Genomic DNA, 18,818 nt, shown 5'->3' with positions numbered 1-18,818 from the left:
TTGCGCCGGGTGGGATCCCCAGGTATCTTTGTTCAAAACCTCGAATTTTTCATGGAAGTAAGATACATCGACGCCGCTACAGCCGTAGCCAGTATTCAATCCGGACAACGCGTATTCGTTCATGGCAGCGCCGCCACCCCCGAACTACTGGTGAAAGCCCTGCAGGCACGCCATGCTGAAGTTAAAGGCGTGGAGCTGGTGAGCATCACCACCCTCGGCAACGTCAATTTCGACGCACCCGAATGCAGGGAAAGTTTCTTCTTCAATTCCCTGTTTGTGTCCGCCGCCACGCGCGCGGTGGTGAACAGCGAATCCGGTGATTACGTGCCCATTTTCCTCAGTGAAATCCCGCAACTTTTTTACCGCAACATCCTCCCGCTGGATGCGGCGTTCATTCAGGTCTCCCCGCCCGATGCACATGGTTATGTAAGCCTTGGCACTTCCGTCGATATCGCGCGGGCCGCGGTGGAGACTTCCCGGTACGTGGTGGCGCAGGTAAATCCCAATATGCCCCGCACGCATGGCGACGGTTTCATCCACATCAGCAGGATACACGCCATGGTGTGGCATGATGCCGCGCTGCCCGTGGTGGATTACTCCGCCGGCGTGACACCCGCCGTGGAAAGTATCGGCAGGCACGTAGCCGCGTTGATCGAAGACGGCGCCTGCCTGCAACTGGGCATCGGCACCATCCCCGACATGGTATTGCGCAACCTCTCCGGGCATAAAGACCTCGGACTGCATACCGAAATGATGTCGGACGGGGTGATCCCGCTCATCGAAAGCGGTGTTATCAACAATTCCCGCAAGAAACTCAATACTGGTAAAACCGTTACCTCTTTCATGACCGGAACGGAGAAGCTGTATAAATTCGTGCACGACAACCCTTCCATCCGTGTGATGGACATCGGCTATGTGAACGATACTTCCGTGATCCGCAAAAACCCCAAAGTGGCGGCCGTCAACAGCGCTATCGAGATCGACATTACCGGTCAGGTGTGCGCCGACTCCATCGGCACTTACCAGTATTCCGGGATCGGCGGGCAGATGGATTTTATCCGCGGCGCTTCGCTGTCGGAAGGCGGCAAGCCGATCATCGCATTGCCCTCCGTCACTAATAAAGGCATTTCACGGATTACGCCCTTCCTGAAAGAAGGCGCGGGCGTGGTTACGACACGGGGGCACATCCACTGGGTGGTAACGGAATTTGGTTCGGTGGATCTTTTCGGCAAGAACCTGATGCAACGCGCCAAGGCGCTCATCGGCATCGCACATCCGGATCACCGGGAGGGGCTGGAGAAAGTGTATTTCGAACGATTTTTGAATGGAAAGGGTTAATCCGGCGGTTGCAGCCGCACGCCGCTCAGCCAGCCCGCCATGAACTGGAAGATTTCCGGGCGCTGAGGTTCATTGTGCATTTCATGATACAGACCATCCCATTCTTTATACGTAATTAGTTTTTCCGGCGCCAGCCTGGAAAACTGACGGGAGCCGTCCACGCTCGTGAATGTATCCGCATTGCCATGCATGAGGAGCGACGGAATTTGCAGCCGGTTTGCATGCCGGAGGCACCAGATCCCGTTGCTCACCAGGATGTGCATGAGCCGCAAGCTCGCGTAGGGATGGCGGAGCGGGTCCTGTTCGAATTTCTCCACTTCTTTTTCGTCATGTGAAATTTTCCGGATATCCAGCGGCGCTTTGACGCGCAGGTGGGGCAGGAGAGAAGCCCCCGCGCGGAGGATCCCCCGCTGCACCACGTTGGGATTTTGCGGCAATAGCAATGCCGGCGCGGAGATCACGGCCGCCTGCGCATCCGGCTGGCGGTGGAGCAGCAAGCCCGTAAGCAATCCGCCGCCCATGGAATGCCCGTATAAAATCATCGGCGCGGGATGGCGGTCCCATGTTGCCTGCAGGAATGCTTCGAGGTAATCGAAGATGGCTTCCAGCGGGAGCGCGTCGCCGCGCTTGCCATCGCTTTTACCGTGGCCGAAATGATCGATCCCGGTTACGAGGTATCCTTCTTTATTGAAAAATTCCGCCAGCGGCGCATACCGTTCCACATGCTCGCCGATGCCATGGATCACCACCATCACCCGTTGATAATGTTCCGGCTGCCAGGTAACGCCGTGGAAGTTGCGGCCCTTGTACGACCAGGTGAAATCATGTTTCATGTTTCAATATAACCCCCAATATTCAAATTTGTTGGAGGAATCATTGACGGGAATCATTTGTTTAATTCCAACCATAACCGTAGGTTTGCATCGCATTTGGTTGCAGACCCCTTTCCGGGGCGCGCATTAAAAGGGAATCCGGTGCAAAACCGGAGCTATCCCCGTAGCTGTAATCCTGCATTCGTTTTTACCGGCATCACTGCATGCCACTTTCCAAAAGAAGGGAAGGCAAGCCGGTAAAGCAGGAGAGCCAGAAGACCTGCCTCATGTTTTTACCATTCAACGCTTTCGGGTGAAAAGCCAGGGATGTAAAGCCTTTCATGGCATTATATTCTCATTTTAAGAACCCTTTGTGCGCGTAGGGATCGTCGTGCGCATGAACAGGCAAACGTATTTGCCTGCATAGCACGCTTTTCCCGGATGGTTGTTTCGGAAAAAACAAACCTCTATATGAAACAACATGTACGCATTGTGCTCGCACTGGCCGCTATGGCTATGGCAGCCGCCTGTAACAAAAACGACGATGCAAGGCCCTCCGGCCCGAAAATCCACGTCGCCCAACCGGAACAAACCATCGCTGTTGGGCAGTCCGTGGAACTGAAACCGGAGTTCACGCAAGACGCCGGCATCACCTTCCGCTGGACCGTCAACAACGAACCCGTCGGCACGAATGCAACCTACACTTTCAAACCCGCCGCCACCGGCGATTACAAAATCACTTTCGTTGCCAGCACTACCCACGGCGCGGATTCCGCCAACTACCGCGTAACCGTGCTTGGCCAATACGGCAACGGATTCTACATCCTGAACGAAGGCTGGTTCGGCACCGAAACCGGCAGCGTGTTCTTCCACACCTATGGAGAAGACACCGTTCGCCCCTGGCAATACAAACTCGTCAACCCCGCCAAAACTCTCGGCGGCGTGATGAACAACCTCCAATACGGCACCATCCATAACGGCAAATTATACATGGTCGTGAAAGCCGGTGGCCCCCTCGTGGTAACCGACGCCTACACCCTCGTGGAAACCGGCCGCGTCAATAACGTGGCAGGCGGCAAAGGCATGAGCTTCCTCGGGCTCGACGCTACGCGTGGCCTCATCGGGGCCGGCGACGGCATTTATCCCATCAACCTCAGCACCCTCGCCATCGGCGCTAAAATCGCCGGCGTATTCGGCGCTACCGGCAACATGGTAAAGTCCGGCAACTACGTGTTTGCGCATAACAGCACCGACGGCATGGTGGTCCTCAACGCCACCACCTACGCCGTTATTGAAAAGCCTTTCAAAGCCACCATCGGATTCGTCACCGGAAAAAATGGCCGGATCTATGGCGCGAAGGACTCACTCCTCATGTCCGTACACCCCACCACACTGGCGAAAGACTCCCTGAAAATGCCCTTCCGCGCCGTGTCGCCCTTCGGCGCCTGGAGAAGCGTGCAGATGACGGCCTCCACCCTCAACGACCACATCTTCATCATCCAGCCCGGCTCCGGCTGGAGCTATGGCACAAAATTGTACCGGTACGTAGCGGGTAACGCCGCATCCATCAACGAGCCTTTCATCACCCTGCCCGACGACCAGTGGTTCTACGGTTCCGGTGTGAATTACGATCCGCATACCGACGAGCTCGTGGTAACCACCATCAACGGCGCATTCTCCGGGCGCATCAACAAAATCGCGTTTTACAATGCGCAAACCGGCGCCCTCAGGAAAACAATCACCTACGAAGGCTGGTACTTCCCGGCCATGACCGTATTGCAACCATAAATATGAAATCCCTCGTGAAAATCCGCTGCGCCGGTGCCTGCCTGCTACTCGCAGGCAGCGCCGCCGCGCAGCAAATCCCGGATTCCAACCGTGTGCGCGACCTGCAGGAAGTGCGCATCTTCGCGCCACAGCCCGCCCGCGAGATATCGCCGGGGCAAACGCTACAGGGCGCGCAGCTGCAAAGGCTCGGCGCACAATCGGTTGCCGACGCCATCCGGTATTTCTCCGGGTTGCAGATCAAGGATTACGGCGGAGTGGGCGGGTTGAAGACGGTGGACGTCCGCGGGATGGGCACCAACCACACCGCCGTGTTCTACGACGGCATCCAGCTCGGCAACGCGCAAAACGGGCAAATCGATCTGGGGAAATTCTCGATGGACAACATGCAGGCCGTTTCCCTTTACAACGGGCAGAAGAGCAATACCTTCCAACCCGCGAAGGATTACAGCGCCTCCGCCGCCATCTACCTCACGCCGCTAAAGCCCGAATTCAAAGACGGGAAGCGTCATTTATTGAAAGGCATCGTCAAAACCGGGTCTTTCAGCCTGCTCAATCCCGCCATGCTTTATCACCAGAAACTCGGCAAACGTACCGCACTGTCGCTGAATACGGAATATGTATACGCCGGCGGGCAATACAAATTCCGGTACCGGAAAATCAACGGGTACGACACTACCGCCATGCGCAAAAACGGCGACGTGAACGCCTTCCGCGCCGAGGCCTCCCTGCATGGCAGCATGCCCTCCGGCGACTGGAGCACCCGTCTCTATTTCTATGACTCCGAACGCGGTCTGCCGGGATTCGTGGTGAACGGGGTGTTCGGGCACACCGACCGGCAGTGGGACCGCAACATCTTCTGGCAGGGCCAATTACGGAAAGATATCACCAAACGGTACAGTGTTCTTTTCAACGCCAAGTACGCCAACGATTACACGCGGTACGTGGCATCGGATCCCAGCTGGCTCCTGCTCGACAATACCTACCGGCAACAGGAAGCCTATGCCTCGCTCGCGCAGCAATTTACGATCAAACCCTGGTGGACGGCGGGTTTGTCGGCCGATTACCAATACAACCTGCTCGACGCTTCGCTGAAGAATTTCTCTTATCCCAAGCGGCATACGGTGCTCGGGGCGCTCAGCAGCTCGGTAACCTTACCGCGCTTCAGCGCGCAGGCCGCCCTGCTGGCAACGCTGATGAATGAAAGCGTAAAGCTGAACAGCGCCTCCGAACCCAAAAGAGAACTGACGCCTTCGCTGGTACTGTCGTGGCAACCGTTGAAAAATGAAGATTTCAGGCTGAGGGGATTCTACAAGAACATCTTCCGCATGCCTACTTTCAACGACCTGTATTACACCGAAATCGGTAACTCGCGGCTGGATCCGGAATACACCATCCAATACGACGCCGGCTTCACCTGGAACAAACCGCGACCCGGCAAAGTCCTGGAAAACTTCTTCCTGGAAGCGGACGCTTATTATAATGAAGTGACCGGCAAAATCGTGGCCATGCCTACCGTTAGCCAGTTCCGCTGGACGATGGTGAACCTTGGCTTCGTTATAATCCACGGGCTCGACGTCCGCGCCGGCGCTACCGCGCTGCTCCGCGGCCAGGTAATGGTTTCGGCCCGGCTGAGTTACACTTTCCAGCAGGCGAGGGACTGGACCGACCCGCATGACAGTTTTTACGGCGACCAGATCGTGTACCTTCCCCGGCATGCCGGCTCGCTGATCGCCAGCGTGGATTACGGGAACTGGGGGCTGAATTACAGCCAGCTGTACACCGGCGAACGATACAATGCCAAAAGAAATATCCCCGAGAATTACATGCAACCCTGGTATACCAGCGATTTGTCGCTGCGGAGGGCTTTGCAGGTAGGGAAAACGGACATCACCCTCACGGCGCAGGTCAACAATCTTTTCAACCAGTTCTACGACGTGGTAATCAGCTACCCGATGCCCGGCAGGAACTATAAAGCGGTGCTGACCGTGCAACTGTAAATCAAAACATCTGAACCATGCAACGAACATTGATACGCCTGTCCTTTTGCCTTTGGTTGATGACATTGGCCTGCCGGAAGGGCGACCATATCGTACCGCCCGTGGTAACGCCTGTGGATTCGGCGAAGGTAGACGGCTACCTGGGCTTTTACCTCCTCAACGAAGGCAACATGGGCAGCAATAAATCCACGCTGGATTATTATGATTATACAACCGGCCATTACATCAAAAACATTTACGCCACCATCAATCCTAATGTGGTGAAGGAATTGGGGGATGTGGGAAATGATATCCGGATATACGGCGGCAAGCTGTATGCTGTCATCAACGTATCGAACAAGGTGGAAGTGATGGATGCCCTTACCGCCAAACGCATCGGCCAGATCGATATTCCCAACTGCCGCTACCTGGCTTTCGCGAACGGGAAGGCCTATGTCAGCTCTTACGCAGGCCCGGTGTTGATCGATCCCAACGCGCCCATAGGCTTCGTGGCCGAAGTAGATACCGCTACGCTCCGGGTTGGAAGAAAAGTGATTGTGGGTTACCAGCCCGAGGAAATGGCCGTAGTAGGGAATAAACTGTATGTCGCCAATAGCGGCGGTTACCGCGTTCCGAACTACGACCGCACCGTGTCGGTAATCGACCTCGAAACATTTACCGAAACCAAAAAAATCGACGTCGCCATCAACCTGCACCATGTGAAAGCCGACCGTGATGGCGATGTGTACGTTTCCTCACGCGGGGATTATTACACCGTCAAACCCTCGCTGCATATCATCGACACCAAAACCGACCAGGTGAAGAAAAGCCTGCAGCTCGCCTCCAGCAACCTCTGGATGCATGGCGATACGGCTTTCATTTACGGTTCGGCATTCAGCTACAACACCCATGAATGGACGATCTCATACAGCATGCTCCATCTGAAAACGGAGACCGTGCTGCCGGGGAGCTTCATCACCGATGGAACGGACAAACAAATCAAAATGCCTTACGGCGTTGCGGTTCACCCCGTCACCGGCGATATCTACGTTACCGACGCGCGCGATTACGTTTCGCCCGGCACCCTGTATTGCCTGGACAAACAAGGTAGAAAGAAGTGGTCCGTCACCACCGGTGACATCCCCGCGCATTTCGCTTTTCTTCCCGTACGCTGATTATTGCAAACAAAAAACAACCTTACATATGAAAAGAAATTTACAGTGGCCTGCACTGGCGCTCCTGTTGGGCGCAGCCGCCTGTTCCTCCAACGACAAAGAAATTGTAAAACCGATGCCTGTCATCGATATGAAATCTCCTGCGGGCGGCTTTACGCTCGACCAGCGCCAATGGCTGCGCATCAAGCCGGAAGTTTCAAATGCGGAGGGCGCATCCTATCTCTGGTTGCAGGGAGAAGATACGCTGTCACGAGAGCGCAACCTGTTGCACATTTTCGGCGAGCCCGGCGAAAACACCCTGCAGCTGAAAGTGAAAACCGTGGCGGGAGAAGCCATCCAGTCCGTAAAGGTGACGGTCAACGCCCAGGTATATACGAACGGCGTGTTCAAGGTGCACGACTTCCAGCCCGCGCCTGCGCAGTTCACCAATAAGCTGCCCCTCTGGGCGGAAGGCGATACCGAAGCTATGATGATCGCCAAAGCGGAAACAGCCCTCAAGAGCGGCAGCATGATCTGCCTCGGCGGGTTCGGCGGATATGTGGTGATGGGCTTCGACCATACCATCCTCAACGTACCCGGCGAATACAACTTCCAGGTGTTAGGGAATGCATTCAACAACTGAGCGGAGCCCGGTATCATCCAGGTAGCGGCGGACGCGAACGGCAACGGACTGCCCGACGACGAGTGGTACGAAATCGCCGGTTCGGAGTACAACAGCCCGAAAACCGTGCACAATTACGAAATCACCTGGCATAAGCCCGCCGCCAACCACGTGCCCACGCCCAATACGCAGTACGCCTACATCACGGACATGAATTACATTAAATGGACCGACAACAAAGGCGGTTCGGGATACATGGAGAAAAACTCCTTCCACTCCCAAAACTATTTCCCCAACTGGAAAGGCGAAACCATCACCTTCAAAGGTACTATGCTTGATCCGGACAGGATCAAGGACCAATCCGAGACAGGCTCCATGTTCATTAGCCCGGCTTACGATTTCGGATATGCCGACAACTGGGCAAATACGGACGAAAAATCCGGCATTAAACTCGACTGGGCGGTAGATGCCAACGGCAAGCCCGCAAAGCTGAAAGGCATCGATTTCATCCGGGTACACACCGGGATGCGCGCGCAGGGCGGCTGGCTCGGCGAAGTGTCTACCGAGGTGAGCGGCGCCAAGGATTTAAATATCAGATAATATTTAACAAATTGTCCCGGTGCATTCTGCCGGGACAATCTTTCAATTTTGCGTAGATTTGTAGCCCATGGTAATAGATCAGGCTACATACAATCAGAAGAAGATCCACAGGCAGGTACTGATATTCATTATCAAAATACTGGTATATGCCGCAGTGGTGTACGTTAACCTTACTCAACGGGAGCTTTTCAAAAAGTACGAGGTAATCGGGAGCATTTCTAATGCACTGTCGCTCTTTCTCGGCGCCAACCTGTTGATTTCCATTGGCTGGCTGGTGATGATCAGCTGGTATTTACGGAAGAACCACCTCAAAAGGCTCACCCGCGACAACTTCGTGCTCGGCATCAACCGCATCAGTTCGGTCCTCAATACGGTGATGGCCCTCGTGTCGGTCATGGTCCTTTTCGGCGTCAATCCTTTCAACATGTTCGTGAGCGTGAGCATCGCGGCGGCGGCTTTTGCGCTGCTGTCGAAGGACTACGTAACGAATATGATAAACGGCCTGATCATCATGTTTTCCGATCAGTTGTCGCTCGGCGACCAGATCCGGGTAGGGGATTTCCGCGGGAAGGTGCTTGATATTACGCTGATCAACGTGGTATTGCAGAACGATGACGACGACCTGGTGCTGATCCCTAACTCCGTCATCTTTTCCACCATGGTGCTCAACCAGAGCAAGCAGAATATCAAAAAGCTGACCATCGAGTTCGAGCTGGATTTGAAATACCAGTCTTCGCCCGACGAGCTGGAGCAGTCGCTCAAATCCGTGCTGCGGCCATTCGCCTCCAATATTACCGAGAACAGTTTTTCGCTGAAGATCCTGGAGATCAAAAAAGACCTGGTGCATTACAAAGTGCAGTTCCTCATTCCCCGGCCGGATAAGGAAACGGAGCGCAGGATGCGGCGGTTGCTGATCAATATGATCCTGTCATTTTCAGGAAGGGAAGTGAATACGACTGAAAACGGCGGTTGATTGGAGGGCATTTGTTATATTGGGCGCCTTAAACCAGCTCAATATGATGGAAGAACTGACAGCCGGCATCGGCTCCCGCGTACAACATGCGCGCTTCGGGCCGGGCGTGATCATCGGGGTGAAATACGCCCAGTACGTTGTAACCTTTATCAATGAGGGAGTGTTGGAGGTCGATAAGACGGACCCCAAATTCGAAGTGCTCTACTCCGAAAACCGCACCGCAGAAATTGAAACTGCCTCCGAACTGGAAACCTCCCTGCTCAAAATTCTCCGCCTCTGGAACGGATTCTCCGAAATTGTACCGCTGGGCGACCGCTGGACCGGCGGCACCCTCACGCTCACGCCTAAAGACACCACGCAAAAAGGGAAAGATGTACCCATTGAAGTCTTCTTCCATAAGATCGTTATGGTCCGCGACCGGCTCCGCGTGCTTGAGCAGCAGATCAACGCGCACAAGCTCCTGAGCGACGAAGACAAGGTTAATCTTCAGCAATATATCACGCGCATTTACGGTTCGCTGACCACTTTCAACGTGCTGTTCCGCGACAAGGAGCATTGGTTCACGGGAGATAAAAGCGGGAAAGACGACTGATCAATTGAAATTTTACTTCAATACAGCCGGCGAAACAATCTGCCGGCTTTTTTATGCGCAAAACCCCATTTGTGTAAAAACATCAGGAAATCTATACTGCGCCCATATTTCAGGGAATCAACACGATATGCATGCAGATAATCCGAAAGGGTGGGAAGCTGGAAAATATATGTGTAAGAAATACAGGAAATGAAATGGCGTGGAAAAGATGGAAAAATCAAAACGTATAGCCGACACAGAAGACCATGCTGATGTCTGAAGTACCGTTTGCGGCGACGGATGGACGGCTGTCGTAAGAATTGTAAAAAGTGATGTTGATGTTGAAGTCGGAAATGATTTCCCTGGCGAGCCGGGTTTCTCCTTCGAGGCGGGTGCGGCCGTGCTGGTTGATGCCGAAGAACAGGGTTTGGGTGGTGGACAGGCTGATGTAAGACGGGTTGGTGTATTTGAAAGCGTTAAAGGAAAGCGCCACGGGTTCTTTGAGGTTATTGCTCCGGCGGCCGTCGATATACCTTTCCTGGTTGAAAACAATGCCGGTGACCACCGACGCGTGTATCCAGGGGTTCACCAGTACTTTGGCGCCCATGCCCACGCTTTGCGCGAAGCGGCGGACGAGGCCCAGCTGCATATTGCGCTCGTATGTCACGGCAACCGCCGGGAAAAAGAAAGGGGTGAGGTCGTACAGCCCTGGGTGTCGATCCTGGTTTGGGAAATTGCCGGCAGCTGCAGAAGAAGTAAGGCGGCGATGATATATAAGCGGGTCAGGATACTAAAACGGTTTGTACTATTACAAGCAGGCCGCGGTAAATGTTCAGGGACAATGCGTTGGAAAAAGAAAGGCGGCGCCCTTCGTAAGGCGCCGCCATATTTCAGCAGATAATATCTTGGTATTCGGTATTCGGAAAAGAATCAATAGTAAGCGGGCTCTTCTCCCCGTAGCGTGCATTCGATCTGGTGTTTGACAGGAGCACTGAAACCTTCCAGTTCGATGTTGGGCCGCTCGTCAAGGCAAATTCTGATCTTGCCGTTCTCCCTCACCATCACTTCCTCGATCGGCTCCAGCAATGCGAAAAGCATGCGGCGACCGCTTTCTGCGATCTGGTTCATAATGGAATCCTCCAGGTTAATGAACTCGCGGTTTTTGTAAGAATAAGATACTGTAACCATTTGCAAAGTTTTTCAATAGGACTATATCAGTCCTAAAAATACGACAAATTATAAATTGTCAAAATTTTACATGAATAATTTCTATAAAAGTCATACATATAGGAGGTACGTACAACCACGTAACTGCTCAAATGCGGAATTTAACCTTCGATATGCCAGAACCGTGCCGGTAATTGCCGTTTAGCATAAATGCCCGCGGCCGTTCTCCCCGGAACCCTTATTTTTATGCCCATATCATTACCTCAAACCTGTATATGCAGTCCATCCGTTACTTTTTATTGATCTGCTTCCTCGCGGCCGCAACCGGCGCCCATGCGCAGGACGTCCAATGGAACAAGGCCGGCGACGCCTTCTATCTCGAAAACGAGGGTAACATCGTTTCCGTGCGGCTGCCTTCGAAGGAACAAAGCACCCTCATCCCCGCATCCGCCCTCCGGCCCGCCGGTTCCAACAAGCGCCTGGACGTTAAAAGCTACCAGTTTTCCGCCGACGAAAAGCAGGTTCTCATCTACACCAACGCCAAACGTGTGTGGCGATACGACACCCGCGGCGATTACTGGCATCTCGATATCGCCTCCCGCCAGCTGCGCCAGCTCGGCAAGGGCCTCCCCGTATCCTCGCTCATGTTCGCCAAATTCTCGCCCGACGGGAAAAAGCCGCCTATGTGAGCGGGCATAACATCTACGCCGAAGATCTCGCCACCGGCAAAATCGAACAGCTCACCAAAGACGGCGACCGACGCCTCATCAACGGCACTTTCGACTGGGTGTATGAGGAGGAATTCGGCTGCCGCGATGGTTTCCGCTGGAGCCCCGACAGCAAAAGCATCGCCTACTGGCAGATCGATGCGCGCCAGATCCGGGATTTTCTCATGATTAATAATACCGACTCGATATATTCCTTCAACATACCCGTGGAATATCCCAAAGTAGGAGAGAGTCCTTCGCCCTGTAAAGTGGGCGTGGTGAGCCTCGCCTCCAAAAAAACCACCTGGATGCAGGTGCCCGGCGATGCCCGCCAGCACTATATCCCGCGGATGGAATGGGTGCCCGGCAAATCCGAGCTCATCATCCAGCAACTCAACCGCAAGCAGAACAGCTCTAAAATCATGCTGCTCCAACCCGCCACCGGCGCCGCCAAAACCATCATGACTGAAACCGATGACGCCTGGATCGATGTGAAATCGTACTGGGATGACGGCGATATCACCGGCTGGGACTGGCTGGAAACCAATAAAGCATTCGTATGGGTGAGCGAAAAAGACGGCTGGCGCCATCTCTACCGCATCTCCGCCGATGGTTCAAAAGAAACCCTGCTCACACCGGGCAATATGGACGTGATCAAGATCGCCCGCATCGACGAAGCCGGCGGCAAGATCTATTTCCTGGCATCGCCCGACAACGCCACGCAGCAGTACCTTTTCCAGGCACCCCTTGCCGGCGGCCCCGCCACGCGGATCACGCCCAACGACCAGCCCGGCACGCACGATTACAACATCGCGCCCGGCGGAAAATTCGCGCTGCATTCCTTCAACAGCCACAGGCAGCACCCCGACCAGGAAATCCTGACACTCCCGGCGCACCAGGGCCTCAGCGACAAGGATTTCTCCTCCGTCTCCAAACCCGTTCCCGGCAGGGGCCATGCGCTACGCTTCTTCCAGGTGACCACCGCCGACAACGTGACGCTCGACGGATGGATGCAACTGCCTTCCAACTTCGATTCGACAAAAAAATATCCTGTCGTGTTTTATGTGTATGGCGAGCCTGCTTCCTGCACGGTGAAAGACAGTTGGGGTAACGGCGTCAATCCCCTGTATGCCGGCAACATGGCCAACGACGGGTATATTTACATCTCGCTCGACAACCGCGGTACGCCCGCGCCGAAAGGCCGCACCTGGCGCAAGAGCATTTACGGCAAGGTGGGCATCCTCAACGCCCGCGACCAGGCCATGGCCGCCACCGAAATCCTTAAATGGAACTATGTCGACAAGGAGCGCGTGGCCGTATGGGGATGGAGTGGCGGCGGTTCCATGACATTGAACCTGCTCTGCCAGTACCCCGAGATTTATAAAACCGGTATCTCCATCGCTGCGGTCACCAACCAGCTCACCTACGACAATATCTACCAGGAAAGGTATATGGGCCTTCCGCAAGAAGACCGCGCGGCCTTCATCGCCGGATCTCCCATCACCTACGTGAAAAACCTGCGCGGCAAGCTGCTGTATATCCATGGCACCGGCGACGATAATGTGCATTACCAGAACGCGGAAATGCTTATCAACGAACTGGTGAAACACAAAAAGATGTTCCGCCTCATGAGTTATCCCAACCGCTCGCATGGCATTTACGAAGGCGAAGGCACTTCCGAACACCTGTCTGCCACCTACACCGAATTCCTCCGGGAGAACTGTCCTCCCGGCGCGCGATAACCGCTTTTTGACGAAAATCACCTGTCGCTAACCGGCAGATGATTTTTCTTTTTCGGAGATAACCGTTTAACTTGCGGGCTAATTTCAAACCGGAACATGTCTAAAACCGCAATTACAGGCCTCGTGGCCGTCATCATCGTCATCATCGGCACTTTCCTCCCTTGGGTGAGTATCATCACCGGCGGGCAGGAACTTGTATTTACCGGGCTGCAAACCGAAGGTTCCAGCTTCGGGGAGCCGGGCAAACTGAGTATTTTCGTGGCGGTGCTGACCGGCATCCTGTTCCTCATCCCGAAAGACTGGTCGCCTAAAATAAACCTCTTCACCAGCGCCTTCCTCGTAGCCTGGACGTTTCGCAACCTGCTGCTGTATTCCCGCTGCGAAATGGGCATCTGCCCCGAGCAGAAGGCCGGGCTTTACATCTGCCTCGCCGGGGCCATCACCGCATTTATCTGCGTGCTGATGCACCGGAGAACATTCGTCAAAAAGTAAACGGATCATTACCGACATAAGAACAGCCGGCGCGGGAATTACCTGCGCCGGCTGTTGCTTTATGGGAAATGCGTTAAATGACGGAACTGATGAGGTAAGACGCCAGCACCACCACGCTGCCCGTCAGCAAGTACCGCATGGTGAGCGCGATGATCCGCTGGCCGGTGATGCGGGATTTCACCCAACCGAAAACCACCAATGCCAAAATACTGATTACCAGGCTCGTGCGGCCTGCTACCGAAAAATCTTCCTGCATCAGGAAGGGAACAAAGGCGATGAGCCCGCCGAGGAGGAAAAAGCCCCCGGTCAGCAAAGTACTACGGATAGCATGGCGCAAACCGAAATCGCGCAGCGGCACTTCTTCGGCTTGAAGGGTCGCTTCCCATTGCGCCTGGTCTTTCTGCATTTCATCGGCGATGTGCGCGATAGTAGGGTCGGAGAGATCGAGGTTGCGGAGCTTCGCAGCTTCTTCGGGTGTCATCACACCTTCATCTTCTTCGCCCCGGTTAGCGCGGAACACCGCAATCATCATGAGCAGTGTGGCCACGCCGAGGACGATGAAATGAAGGGTGTAGAATGCCTGTACCGTGAGATTCTTGGAATAAAGGATTTGCGTGGTGAAGAGCAGCAGCAGCACACCATCGGGGAACCCGATCATGAGGTCTGTCCGCCAGCCCGAACTGCGTATGGCTTTTTGCGTTTTTGTCATGAGAGCGCTTCGAGGCTTTGCCGGATGATGCCCACGCAGTCGTTGATCTGCGCGGCGGTGATGGTAAGGGGAGGTGCGAACCGGATTTTATCGCCGTGTGTGGGCTTGGCGAGCAGGCCGTTTTCCTTCAATGCGAGGCAGAGGTCCCACGCGGCGTCGGGATTATCATGTCCGATTTCGATGGCATTGAGCAGCCCTTTGCCGCGGACGATTCGGATGTAGGGGGAATCGATGTCGCGGAGGCCCTGGCGCAGGAGCTCGCCCATTTCACGGGCATTGTCGGCCATGCGCTCGTTGCGGAGCACTTCCAGCGCGGCGATGGCCACTTTGCAGGCCAGCGGGTTGCCGCCGTAAGTGGAGCCGTGCTCGCCCGGTTTGATGGTGAGCATTACGGCATCGTCGGCCAGTACGGCCGAAACCGGCAGCATGCCGCCAGAAAGGGCTTTGCCGAGGATGAGGATATCGGGGCGCACGTTCTCGTGGTCGCAGGCGAGCATTTTACCGGTCCGGGCCAGCCCGGTCTGGATTTCGTCGGCCAGGAAAAGCACGTTGGCATCGGTGCAGTATTGCTTTGCGGTGGAAAGATAGCCTTCGTCGGGCACTTTCACGCCGGCTTCGCCCTGGATGGGTTCCACGAGGAATCCGGCCACGGCAGGGTCTTGCAGGGCGCGGGCCAGGGCGGGGAGGTCGTTGAAGGGGATCACTTCGTAGCCGGGCATGTAGGGGCCGAAGCCGCGGCGGGCCACGGGATCGGTACTGAAGCTCACCACGTTGAGGGTACGCCCGTGGAAGTTTTCGGCGCACACAATGATCTTCGCCTGGTTTTCAGCAATGCCTTTTACGGCGTAGCCCCAGCGGCGGGCGAGCTTGAGGGCGGTTTCCACGGCTTCCACACCGGAATTCACCGGCAATACCCTGTCGTACCCGAAGTACCGGGTGATGTAAGCGGAATATTCGCCGAGGAGGTCGCTGTAAAAAGCGCGGGAAGTAAGGGTGAGGCGACTGGCCTGTTCCACGAGGGCCGCAACGATCGCGGGATGGCAGTGGCCCTGGTTCACGGCGGAGTACCCGGAAAGAAAGTCGTAATACCGTTTCCCGTCCACATCCCAGACATGCACGCCTTCGCCCCGGGTGAGGACCACCGGGAGCGGGTGATAATTGTGCGCGCCGAACTGGTCTTCGAGGTCGAGGAAATGCTGTGCCTTTTCACTGATCGTATAATTGGGAACCATACGCTAAATTACTTATTCTTCAGCTGATTCACGAGATCGATGTAATCCTGCATGGCCGCATCCTTCGTTTTGCCCTTGAGATTGTTCCACGCATCGTATTTCGCTTTGCCGACAAAGTCGAACATATTGGCCGGAGGTTCCACGTTGATATCGCCTTCGGTCGCCTGTTTGTACAGGGAATACAGTTGCAGGAGAATGTCGTTGTCCGGTTTGGCGTCAAGGGTTTTGCTGGCCGCTACGGCCGCTTCGAAAGTTTGTTGCAGTGCCATGGTCGTTATTTTAGCTTTAAATGTAAAGAAATACAGGCAAAAGGTGGTTTGCCGCTTTAAAGAAGATTAAAATTTAATACCTTTGCGCAAATAATTAATTACGGATTGTCGACCGCGGAAAACGAATGAATTACGCGTAGCATGCGGTGGGATGGTTCGTAATTTGTCTTTTATATGAAGAATATCCGGAATTTCTGCATTATTGCGCATATTGACCACGGCAAGAGCACCCTGGCCGACCGTTTACTGGAATTTACAAAGACCATCTCCGACCGGGACATGCAAGCCCAGGTGCTGGACGATATGGACCTCGAGCGGGAGAAAGGCATTACCATCAAGAGCCACGCCATCCAGATGAATTATACCGCCAAAAACGGCGAAAAATATACATTCAACCTGATTGACACGCCCGGTCACGTAGACTTCTCCTATGAAGTATCCCGCGCGCTGGCCGCCTGCGAAGGCGCCCTGCTGCTGGTAGACGCCGCCCAGGGCATCCAGGCGCAGACCATCTCCAACCTCTACCTGGCGTTGGAAAACGATCTCGAAATCATTCCCGTCATCAATAAAATCGACATGGCAGGCGCTATGATCGAGGAAGTGAAAGACCAGATCATCGACCTGATCGGCGTGAAAGATGAAGACATCCTCCTGGCCTCCGGCAAATCCGGCATTGGCATCGAAGAGATCCTCGAATCCATTGTAACCCGCATTCCCGCGCCCTCCGGTGATCCCGAAGCGCCCCTCCAGGCGCTTATTTTCGACTCCGTATTCAACTCCTTCCGCGGTATCATCGCATATTTCCGCATATACAACGGCTCCCTCAAAAAAGGCGACAAAATCCGCTTCGTAAACACAGGCGAGGAATATGAAGCCGCCGAAGTGGGCATCCTCAAACTGGGCCTCGAACCGAAGAACGAAGTGTTCGCCGGCGACGTAGGTTATATTATTACCGGCATCAAAAACGCCAAGGAAGTGAAAGTAGGGGATACCATCACGCTCGACGGCCGCCCCTGCGACGAAGCCATTAAAGGATTTGAAGAGGTGAAACCCATGGTATTCGCCGGCATCTTCCCGGTGGTGACCGAAGACTTCGAAGAGCTGCGCGATTGCATGGATAAGCTCCAGCTGAACGACGCATCGCTCACTTACGAGCTGGAAACCTCCCAGGCGCTGGGCTTTGGTTTCCGTTGCGGCTTCCTCGGTATGCTGCACATGGAGATTATCCAGGAAAGGCTGGAACGCGAGTTCAACCAGACCGTGATCACCACCGTGCCCAACGTAGGCTTCATCGCTTACGACAACAAGGGCGTGAAACTGATCGTGAACAATCCTTCCGAGATGCCGGAACCCACGAAGATGGACCGTATCGAAGAGCCCTGGATCCGTGCGCAGATCATCACCAAGCCTGACTACATCGGCAATATCATGACGCTCTGCCTCGGCAAGCGCGGCATTCTCCTCAATCAAAGCTACCTCACCACCACGCGCGTGGAGCTGATGTTTGAACTGCCGCTCACCGAGATCGTGTTCGACTTCTACGACAAACTGAAATCCCAGACCCGCGGATACGCCTCCTTCGACTATACCCCGATCGGCTTCCGTGAAAGCGATATCGTGAAAATGGACATCCTGCTCAACGCGGAGAAAGTGGACGCCCTCAGCGCCCTTATCCACCGCAGCCGGGCGCAGGATTTCGGCCGCAAGCTCTGCGAGAAACTAAAAGAGCTCCTGCCGCGCCAGCAATTCCTCATCGCCATCCAGGCCGCCATCGGCGCCAAGATCGTGGCGAGGGAGAATATCTCCGCGATGCGTAAAGACGTAACCGCCAAATGTTACGGCGGCGACATCTCCCGTAAACGTAAACTGCTGGAAAAACAAAAAGAAGGCAAGAAGCGCATGCGCCAGATCGGTAACGTGGAAGTACCGCAGGAAGCGTTCCTGGCCGTACTCAAACTGGATGACTAATCCCCCTGAACATATCATTTGTTCCTGGAGCGGCGGAAAAGACAGCTGTTTTGCGCTGATGACCGCCGTAAAACAAGGCCACAAGCCTGTTGCACTCCTGAACGTATTAAACGAGAACGGGCAGATATCCCGCTCCCACGGCCTGCCGCCATCTATATTGGAGCAGCAGGCCGCGGTGCTGGGGCTGCCCGTTTTGCTGCAACCTGCTTCCTGGCAGGATTACGAAACGCACTTCGTGGAATCCCTCCGGCAACTTAAAACCGCCCATCAGGCTACTGCCGCCGTTTTCGGCGACATCGACCTGCAGCCGCACCGCGACTGGGAGGAGAAAGTCTGCGCCACCGCGGGCCTCAAAGCCTTATTGCCCCTCTGGCAGGAAGAACGGAAAGTGCTGGTGTACCGCATGCTGGAACAAGGCCTCAAATGCATGATCGTTTCCTGTAACGACACGCTGGGCGCCGGTTTCCTGGGGCGGCAGATGGACGATGTGCTCATCGCCGACCTGGAAGCGGCAGGCGTGGATGTATGCGGTGAAAACGGAGAATTCCATACGCTGGTGACGGATTGCCCGCTGTTCTCGACGCCGTTGCAGGTACCACCTGCGGAGAAAGTGCAGCACGAAAACTATCATTTCCTGCAATGGAAAATGGACTGAATAATTTCAGGGAAATAAAAAAGCGGCCCGGGTGCAATACCCG

The 18,818-nt window shown here is 54.8% G+C and carries 18 protein-coding genes, 1 pseudogene and 1 riboswitch; of the genes and pseudogenes, 13 read left to right on the top strand and 6 right to left on the bottom strand.

What is annotated here, in order from left to right:
* The first annotated feature begins 51 nt into the window (after positions 1 to 51).
* The gene (locus WJU16_RS25855; protein WP_341836245.1) at positions 52 to 1,338 is read left to right on the top strand and encodes an acetyl-CoA hydrolase/transferase C-terminal domain-containing protein; all 1,287 of its coding nucleotides are present in this window, start codon (positions 52 to 54) and stop codon (positions 1,336 to 1,338) included.
* Here the strand turns inward: WJU16_RS25855 and WJU16_RS25850 are convergent.
* Positions 1,335 to 2,171, bottom strand: a complete 837-nt coding sequence (locus tag WJU16_RS25850; RefSeq protein WP_341836244.1) for a lysophospholipase — start codon at positions 2,169 to 2,171, stop codon at positions 1,335 to 1,337. The two genes, WJU16_RS25855 and WJU16_RS25850, sit on opposite strands and share 4 nt — an antisense overlap.
* Positions 2,172 to 2,251: 80 nt before the next feature.
* A riboswitch (cobalamin riboswitch) is annotated at positions 2,252 to 2,453 on the top strand.
* A 168-nt stretch (positions 2,454 to 2,621) separates the two neighbouring features.
* On the opposite strand from WJU16_RS25850, the gene WJU16_RS25845 reads away from it, so the two are divergent.
* From WJU16_RS25845 to WJU16_RS25815, 7 genes are all read left to right on the top strand, one after another.
* Positions 2,622 to 3,938 (top strand): DUF5074 domain-containing protein, encoded by a 1,317-nt coding sequence (locus WJU16_RS25845; protein WP_341836243.1) that lies wholly within the window; start codon positions 2,622 to 2,624, stop codon positions 3,936 to 3,938.
* A gap of 2 nt (positions 3,939 to 3,940) precedes the next feature.
* Positions 3,941 to 5,935 (top strand): TonB-dependent receptor domain-containing protein, encoded by a 1,995-nt coding sequence (locus WJU16_RS25840; protein WP_341836242.1) that lies wholly within the window; start codon positions 3,941 to 3,943, stop codon positions 5,933 to 5,935.
* A gap of 17 nt (positions 5,936 to 5,952) precedes the next feature.
* Complete coding sequence (locus WJU16_RS25835; protein ID WP_341836241.1) at positions 5,953 to 7,089, top strand: DUF5074 domain-containing protein; 1,137 nt, start codon at positions 5,953 to 5,955, stop codon at positions 7,087 to 7,089.
* Between the two features lie 28 nt (positions 7,090 to 7,117).
* On the top strand, positions 7,118 to 7,711 hold the full coding sequence (locus tag WJU16_RS25830) for a PKD-like domain-containing protein (protein ID WP_341836240.1): 594 nt from the start codon (positions 7,118 to 7,120) through the stop codon (positions 7,709 to 7,711).
* 105 nt (positions 7,712 to 7,816) lie between these two features.
* On the top strand, positions 7,817 to 8,290 hold the full coding sequence (locus WJU16_RS25825; protein WP_341836239.1) for a hypothetical protein: 474 nt from the start codon (positions 7,817 to 7,819) through the stop codon (positions 8,288 to 8,290).
* Positions 8,291 to 8,357: 67 nt separating this feature from the next.
* On the top strand, positions 8,358 to 9,263 hold the full coding sequence (locus WJU16_RS25820; RefSeq protein ID WP_341836238.1) for a mechanosensitive ion channel domain-containing protein: 906 nt from the start codon (positions 8,358 to 8,360) through the stop codon (positions 9,261 to 9,263).
* Positions 9,264 to 9,306: 43 nt separating this feature from the next.
* On the top strand, positions 9,307 to 9,855 hold the full coding sequence (locus WJU16_RS25815) for a hypothetical protein (protein ID WP_341836237.1): 549 nt from the start codon (positions 9,307 to 9,309) through the stop codon (positions 9,853 to 9,855).
* 217 nt (positions 9,856 to 10,072) lie between these two features.
* Here WJU16_RS25815 and WJU16_RS25810 read toward each other — a convergent pair whose 3' ends face one another.
* Both WJU16_RS25810 and WJU16_RS25805 read right to left on the bottom strand, forming a co-directional pair.
* Positions 10,073 to 10,540, bottom strand: a complete 468-nt coding sequence (locus WJU16_RS25810; RefSeq protein ID WP_341838692.1) for a DUF481 domain-containing protein — start codon at positions 10,538 to 10,540, stop codon at positions 10,073 to 10,075.
* 224 nt (positions 10,541 to 10,764) lie between these two features.
* Positions 10,765 to 11,022, bottom strand: a complete 258-nt coding sequence (locus WJU16_RS25805) for a hypothetical protein (protein ID WP_298715702.1) — start codon at positions 11,020 to 11,022, stop codon at positions 10,765 to 10,767.
* Positions 11,023 to 11,276: 254 nt separating this feature from the next.
* Here WJU16_RS25805 and WJU16_RS26230 point away from each other — a divergent pair.
* The 3 genes and pseudogenes from WJU16_RS26230 to WJU16_RS25790 all read left to right on the top strand — a co-directional run.
* Positions 11,277 to 12,502: pseudogene (locus tag WJU16_RS26230) on the top strand (DPP IV N-terminal domain-containing protein); the annotation flags it as partial.
* 216 nt (positions 12,503 to 12,718) lie between these two features.
* Positions 12,719 to 13,450, top strand: a complete 732-nt coding sequence (locus WJU16_RS26225; protein ID WP_404980355.1) for an alpha/beta hydrolase family protein — start codon at positions 12,719 to 12,721, stop codon at positions 13,448 to 13,450.
* A gap of 96 nt (positions 13,451 to 13,546) precedes the next feature.
* The gene (locus tag WJU16_RS25790) at positions 13,547 to 13,942 is read left to right on the top strand and encodes a hypothetical protein (protein WP_341836234.1); all 396 of its coding nucleotides are present in this window, start codon (positions 13,547 to 13,549) and stop codon (positions 13,940 to 13,942) included.
* Positions 13,943 to 14,015: 73 nt separating this feature from the next.
* On the opposite strand, the gene WJU16_RS25785 is transcribed toward WJU16_RS25790, so the two are convergent.
* Genes WJU16_RS25785 through WJU16_RS25775 form a run of 3 tightly spaced genes read right to left on the bottom strand, consistent with a single transcriptional unit; the run spans position 14,016 to position 16,152 of the window.
* Positions 14,016 to 14,651 carry a VIT1/CCC1 transporter family protein gene (locus tag WJU16_RS25785; protein WP_341836233.1) on the bottom strand — a complete coding sequence of 212 codons (636 nt, stop codon included), beginning with the start codon at positions 14,649 to 14,651 and terminating at the stop codon, positions 14,016 to 14,018.
* Positions 14,648 to 15,883 carry an ornithine--oxo-acid transaminase gene (gene rocD / locus WJU16_RS25780; RefSeq protein WP_341836232.1) on the bottom strand — a complete coding sequence of 412 codons (1,236 nt, stop codon included), beginning with the start codon at positions 15,881 to 15,883 and terminating at the stop codon, positions 14,648 to 14,650. Before rocD ends, WJU16_RS25785 begins: the two co-directional genes overlap by 4 nt.
* Before the next feature lie 8 nt (positions 15,884 to 15,891).
* The gene (locus WJU16_RS25775) at positions 15,892 to 16,152 is read right to left on the bottom strand and encodes an acyl-CoA-binding protein (RefSeq protein ID WP_341836231.1); all 261 of its coding nucleotides are present in this window, start codon (positions 16,150 to 16,152) and stop codon (positions 15,892 to 15,894) included.
* A 174-nt stretch (positions 16,153 to 16,326) separates the two neighbouring features.
* On the opposite strand from WJU16_RS25775, the gene lepA reads away from it, so the two are divergent.
* A complete protein-coding gene (gene lepA / locus WJU16_RS25770) occupies positions 16,327 to 18,120 on the top strand; it encodes a translation elongation factor 4 (protein ID WP_341836230.1) in 1,794 nt (597 codons plus the stop codon).
* Positions 18,113 to 18,775: a diphthine--ammonia ligase gene (locus WJU16_RS25765; RefSeq protein WP_341836229.1), complete on the top strand. Its 663-nt coding sequence runs from the start codon at positions 18,113 to 18,115 to the stop codon at positions 18,773 to 18,775. Before lepA ends, WJU16_RS25765 begins: the two co-directional genes overlap by 8 nt.
* Positions 18,776 to 18,818: the final 43 nt, after the last annotated feature.

It is taken from the genome of Chitinophaga pollutisoli (genome assembly GCF_038396755.1).
In the GTDB taxonomy this organism is placed as follows: domain Bacteria; phylum Bacteroidota; class Bacteroidia; order Chitinophagales; family Chitinophagaceae; genus Chitinophaga; species Chitinophaga pollutisoli.
The sequence above is the reverse complement of the archived record's forward strand: the minus strand, read 5'-3'. Positions and strand labels throughout refer to the sequence as shown.